Source organism: Chitinophaga sp. (assembly GCF_035564935.1).
GTDB lineage: Bacteria > Bacteroidota > Bacteroidia > Chitinophagales > Chitinophagaceae > Chitinophaga.
The window spans coordinates 1-6,462 of the sequence record NZ_DATMTE010000104.1; the positions used below are offsets into that span (position 1 = coordinate 1).

The window sequence follows — 6,462 nt, forward strand, 5'->3', positions numbered from 1 at the left end:
GTTTATTGACCAGCTGGGATTAACAAAATTCAGCTGGTACCTGCAGGACTACGGTGGTCCCATCGGGTTCAGGATCATTAGTAAAAGACCGGAACTGGTAGAGGCATTGATCATACAAAATGCCAATGTATACAATGAAGGACTTGGCCCGGCGGTGCAGGAAATGGGCACACTGCAACAGGCAGGAGATGAAAAGGCATTGGAGGCCGCTATTGTGCGTAAATTAAGTCTTGAAAAAATTAAGGAAGAGCACCTGCTGGGCGCCGCCAACCGGGAGACAGTGAGTCCTGATAGTTATGAACTGGCTTACGCCTATATGGCAAGACCCGGTGTGGAAGCGGTACAGGTGGCCCTTTTCAGGAACTATGGCACCAATTTTCCAAAATATCCCGAATGGCAGCAATACCTGCGTACACATCAGCCGCGGGTGCTGGTAGTATGGGGTAAAAATGACCTCATTTTTACCTGGCCCGGCGCGGAGGCTTATAAAAAAGATGTGCCGGATGCAGAAGTACATCTGTTAGATGGCAGCCACTTTGCTTTGGAAGAGTATCATGAGGAAATAGCTGCCCTGATACACGATTTCTTAAAAAGATAATTTACGTTGCACAAAATTGTTATCAGCGGAATTGCACAGCAACCCATTTTCATCCGCCCGCGGCCATAATTGTCTGCACATTAAAAAAGCGTTCCGGGTATTTTCCGGAACGCTTTTTTTAACGCTGTAATTTTTACTTCACTACTTCTACCCATCTGCCTGGCGCAAAGGCATGTATGGTATTATCATACATAGCCTCGCAGGATGTAGCCGGCAAATAATACCTGCCCAGGTAAGCTGCGTTCAGCAACACATTATAAGTACGTTTTTTGTTTTCTTCTATATTGAAATAAGTATATACCCTGTCATCACGTATATCCATATACGTAGATGGGGAGGAATGGAATGCGCTGTCGTTTTCCATTAAACGGGTATTCAGTATTTCCCATCCGGAAGGGAAGATCTGCGACAATGCCATCTGTTCGTAATAACCTCTTTTACCAGGGTTGGTAAGCGTTACAGTAGCCATAAAGTCGCTCCCCTGCCGCAGTGTGGCCGGATCGAGCGGTTTGCCGTCGCGGGTGCTGTAGCTTACCTGCATGCCCAATACATCCGGGTTGTTGGAGGCTACAGGTTCCTGGCCTGCATCAGGTTGTCCCTGGAGGATAAGCCGCACATATAACACATTTTGCCCGTTATTCCGGAGACTGATGTTACCTGCAGCACCATTGAATGTAACGGGGATCTGTGTAACAAACGACTGCCCGTTTACATTGCCTTTGGCGCCATTCAGGGTGTAGGTGAAGTTCATTTTGCTGCCTCCCTTGTTATTGCCGCAATACTTTGCAACGGCTATCAGCGAATAGGCCGTTGTTTGTGTGCTGTACCACTGGTCGTTTTGGGATAACTGCGCTGCAATTTGTTTTACCAGTTCATTGGCGCGATTGCGTTGCCCCATAATGGTGAGTGTTTCCAGGATCATGGCCCTGTCGCGCAAATCGGAACCAAAGGTGCCACCCAGCTGCGTATATGCTTTCACGTCTGTAGTAAGCCCCTGCACCAGTGAATTAGCTACTTCCGGCTGACCCGCAAGCTTATAGGCTGCTGCAAGCCGCCATTTGGCCGGAACCGACAGGTATTTAAATTCCTTTAACCGGTTCATAGCACCCAGTTCAGGAGATTTGGCCAGTGCCAGGAGGTACAGGCGGTACGACTGTGTAAGATCGCCACCATAAAAATTGAGGGTACTGGGCGCCCAGGTACCGGCTTTGTTGCGCTGGTATTTCTTCCATTGGTCTAATACGCCTGCTGGCAGGGTATAACCCTGTGCCTGCGCTTCTATGAGGAAATGGCCGCCGTAGTTGGTTCCCCATTCATCCGAGTTGCCTTCACCTGGCCAATAGCTGAAACCACCATCGGAAGTCTGGAAGCTTTTCAGCCTGTTGATACCTGCTTTTACGTTACGGTCTACCTGTGCACGTTCGCTTTCTTTCAGGTCCATCAGCTGATTCAGTACCAGTTGCGGGAACACGCCCGAGGTAGTTTGTTCAATACAACCATGCGGATATTCTATCAGGAACCGCAGGCGCTTGCCCAGGTTGAGAGATGGAATGGTAGATACTTCCAATACGCCGGAATTGGTACCGGTCATGCCCACCGGGCTAAAGGCCGATTGCCAGCTGTTGTTGCCTTCCAGTGTATTTTCAATAATATTGGTGATTACCGGGTTAGGATTCCTTACATCCAGCTCTATATTTTCTTCTGCCTTTTCCGCGCCACTGCTGGCAGTAACTTTTATTTTAGCGATGCCTGTTTGCGGGCGTACTTTTACATCAAAATAAACAATCTGTTCGCCCGGTTGGGAGAAGGTGACCGTTTTGGTTTGTTCACCTACAACCTCTAATAACGGACTGGTACTTAAACTCACATTCACATTGCGGATATTGGGTTCCAGGCCAAACACCGTTACCGGTACCTGGATGGTTTCAGATGGTCCCAGTACACGCGGAGCGGTAGTAAGCAGCATCAGTGGTTTCTTTACCGCCACTACCTTTTCGGCAGCGCCGTAAGCGCCATCCTGGCCGGCTACCACCATGGCTTTCACTGAGCCGATGTAGGGTGGCAGCTTGAATTTATGTGTTTGTTTCTGACCTGTTTTCAGGTAGAAGGGACCCATATATTTTACTACGGGCTTGAAACGATTAGCTTTGGCGCCACCGGCATTTTTATCCAGTCCTTCATCACCACCAATACTCAGGATACGGTCCATATCCGCTCCCCATGCGCCTATTACATAGTCGAACAGGTCCCATGTTTTTACACCGAGGGCTTCTCTTGCATAAAATGAATTGTGAGGATCGGGTGTTTTGAAACGGGTGAGATCCAGCAGCCCTTCATCCACAATAGCGATGGTGTAGGTCATAGGTTTACCGTTGCCTTCACTCACGGTGATGCTGGCCTCCGTTTCCGGTTTCAGCTTATCGGCCATGCTGATCACCGGTTTCAGGATGGTGCCCGGATCTTCAATAGAAATGGGAATAGTACCATACATACGGATCGGAAGATCGTTGAGGGTTTGCGCATGTGGTTGCAGCAAACTAACGTTTACGTATATATTAGGCGTCATATTCTTTTCCGCCTTGAACTTAAAGGTGGTTTGCCCCTGTTTGGTGGTGATCCAGTAGGTTTTCAGCACTTTACTGCCGGACTCAATGCTGACCAGTCCGCGGCCTCCTTCACTGCTGGGGATAGTGAGATTAATATCGTCGCCGGTTTTATAGGTTTGTTTGTCGGAAGTAAACACCAGCATAGACGCTTCTGCGGGGTTATCTTTCTGCATTCTTTCCGCCCAGCCAGGCCAGTCGATGTACACGGCTTTTCCTGCGGTATGCCCGCTTTGAAGGTCTTTCACCCTGATCAGGTACCTGCCCCAATCCGGTGAGTTAACACGCAGTGCCCATTTGCCTTTACCATTTTGCAGGGTAACGGTTTCTTTGCTCAGCAGCTGGTTATAGCTGTCTTGTGTAAAGTTGGAGTAATCGTCTTGTTCACCTTCATCCCACCACCATCTCCATTTGATTTTGTACAGCTCTACCTGTACTTCGCGGCTGCCGGAGGTAAGATTACCGTTACCGTCTACATCTACCAGGTCGATGGTATGCTCACGATCAGTGAGCAACATGCCCGTGGTGCGGTCGCCAGCGGGGATGCGCAGGCCCGCATAGGAAGTGAATGGATTGTAAGGCATGGAGAAGTGATCGATACTGAAATCGCCCCCGGGTTCAAATACTTTTACTTCAAAGTTTGCTTTCAGCTGTCCCGGCGCTACTTTGCCCAGTTGTATGTCTGCATTCACGGGAGCGCTGCCGCTTTCGCTCAGCGGGCCTTCAAAGATGGTTTTATTTTCCGCGTCGAAATGAGTTACGGGATCATCGAAGGAGTAATCGCTGAATTTAGGGAAGCTGGTGCTTTGTTGTACCAGCGATACATCTACTTTAGCTTTCAGGTGTTGCGCGGTAGCGCCAAACAGCCACATGGCCGATAAATTACCGGTAGCGCTGCCTTTCGACAGGGAAGTGGTATTACCGAAGTCCATTTTTATTTTAAGGCGGTTCGGCTTCACGGTTTCAATGCGCACATTTTTCTGGAAGGTGGCGCCGCCTACTTTTACTTTTGCCACCCAGTTACCTGTTGGGTCATCCGGTGCGGTAGCTGTAGCAAAGCTGTAAAAGCCATTCAGTCCTTCATGTTGATTGATGCGTTTATACAGTTGTCCTTTTGGATTGTATAGTTCCAATGAAACCGGATGATCTGCCGGTAATTTCTCTCCCTTATCTTCCAGGATGAAAGTAAGGTAAACAGAATCGCCCGGGCGCCATACACCACGTTCGCCGTACAGGAAGCCTTTGATGCCGTTTTGCACTTCTTCACCTTTTACGTCAAACCGGCTTAATGGAAGAGAGCTTCCGTCGTCCAGTTTGAGGTAACCTCTTTCATTTTCTTTTTTGGCGATAAGCAGGTAAGGCTTGCGTTTCAGATCAAACGAAGCAAGGCCTTCCCCGTCGCTTTTTGTTTTAAAGATCACCTGGTTCTGGTAGTCGAGCAGCTCCAGTTCCACTCCTATGAGTGGTTTGGTATCACGTATATCCGTTACCGCTACCAACATGCTATTGTCGTTTCCTCTTTTGGCAATGAGGCCTATATTGGAAGAAATAATATTGCGGGATGCCCATTTGTCTTTGCTGTAGTAGGAGTTGGAGCAGGCGTCGTTGCGGCGGTCCCAGTTATACCCGTATGGATAGTAGCTGTCATAGCGCTGCCAGAAGGAATCATCATCATCGATCTTTTCGCCCCCATAATAATATTCTTCTTCTCCTTCTTCATCGGAGGAAGCGCTGTCGCCGTCTTTGGTGGTATCAGCAGAGCAGGCTGTCATGGCGTATGATTTCCGGAAGCCGATGGTGATACGGTAAATAGCGCCTGGTTCGGTGCGCAGCATCTTATCGAGGTCCAGGAAGAAGCGGTTCTTTTTGTGAAGATTTACAGATTTATCCTCATCGAGGCGGATCGTTTTTTCAACAACGGGTTTGCCTACACGCCGTAGTTCCTGGCTGCCATCGAGGTCGTTCCGCTGGAGGTATTGCGGCACATTGTTTTCATAGATCTTTATGATGGAAACATCTACAGCGTTGAGGTTCACGGCTTCAAACGGCATTACCAGTTTATTGCTTTCCGGCAGGATCACGCCTTTACCGGGGATGCTTACACTCGGTAAAGTATTTTCAAAGTTAACGTTGGCACTAAAGGTTTTGCCTAATCGTTTATCCGTGATGTTGATAACGCCTTCGTTCACTATTACGTTATAATTTCCTTCCAGCCGTACCGGTGCATATACGCTTACTTCGCTGCCGTCAATGGTATAGCGAAGATCGCTTTGTCCGCTGATACCAATGAGGCCTTCCAGGGTTTGAGCCATACTTACCGGGTCGGAGAATTGCACGAGGAGGTGTTGTTCCGGATCGGAAAGGGCTTTTACATTCAGTACTTTAAAGTCGCCGATGGCTGGCACTTCGATGGTGTTTTTCCCGGTATTGTCCACTTTCAGGGAATTGCCATTCCAGTTCAGTTCCAGGTTACGGGCAATATTAGCCCGGGCAATGTTGGCGATAGTGAACCGGGAAGTGCGTTCTGTGGCATTGTGCTGCCAGGTAACAGGTAAGCCTTTACCTGCATATTGTGCGCTGAGTATTTTTTCGATCGCCTGGGGATCCTCCACATCGGCTGTGTAGATGGCGCCGGTGAGAGTCATTCGGTCGAGCGTATTATTGGTGCTGGCTTTCAGCCCGAAGTTTTCTATGGAGAAAGATGGTTTGATGACCTTGAATTGGAAATCAAATGATTTGAGTTCCTTTGGCACATCCAGTATTTTCCCGAGTTTAAAGTTGGCTTCATACTTTTTACCTGGCTGCAGATTTTCATCCGGTCTGAACTCGATGGTAGTGGCATCAATCCAGTAGGCCTTCCCTTTGATGGATGGAGAGAATTGGAATACTTCCTTTTCCAGCGCTTCGTTCTGGGTATGGGTTACATTCGTTTGGGAGGTGAGATGAACACGGATGGCACTTTGTTTGGAAATGATACCGGCTGTATATGCCTCAATGTATTTGGCAAATTCGGGGTTCATTTCTTTTTTCGCTGTACGGCAACCACTGATCACAAACACGGTGGCGAGGAATAAAAACAATGCTGCTACAGCAGTAAGCCTTTTTGTTGGGTGCATCAGGAAAGCGGATTAGGTGATTAACTAGGTGCGAATGTCGGGAATTTTATCCAAATGGGGAGGGATCGCCTTCGGCGATGTAAATTGTCTTGGTTCAGGATTAAACTGATTAAACTGATTACCCTGATTTGATTACTTTGGATTT

At 48.3% G+C, this 6,462-nt stretch carries 2 protein-coding genes; one reads left to right on the forward strand and one right to left on the reverse strand.

The features are described from left to right. Positions 1-598: alpha/beta hydrolase (locus tag VN105_RS02840; RefSeq protein WP_325637718.1), on the forward strand; the 598-nt coding region annotated here is incomplete at its 5' end. A gap of 133 nt (positions 599-731) precedes the next feature. Here the strand turns inward: VN105_RS02840 and VN105_RS02845 are convergent. Beyond that, on the reverse strand, positions 732-6,317 hold the full coding sequence (locus tag VN105_RS02845) for an alpha-2-macroglobulin family protein (RefSeq protein WP_325637720.1): 5,586 nt from the start codon (positions 6,315-6,317) through the stop codon (positions 732-734). Positions 6,318-6,462 lie beyond the last annotated feature (145 nt).

Coding starts and splice junctions, on each gene's coding strand:
- VN105_RS02845 (WP_325637720.1), bottom strand. CDS start 6,317: ATGCACCCAACAAAAAGGCTTACTGCTGTAGCAGCATTGTTTTTATTC.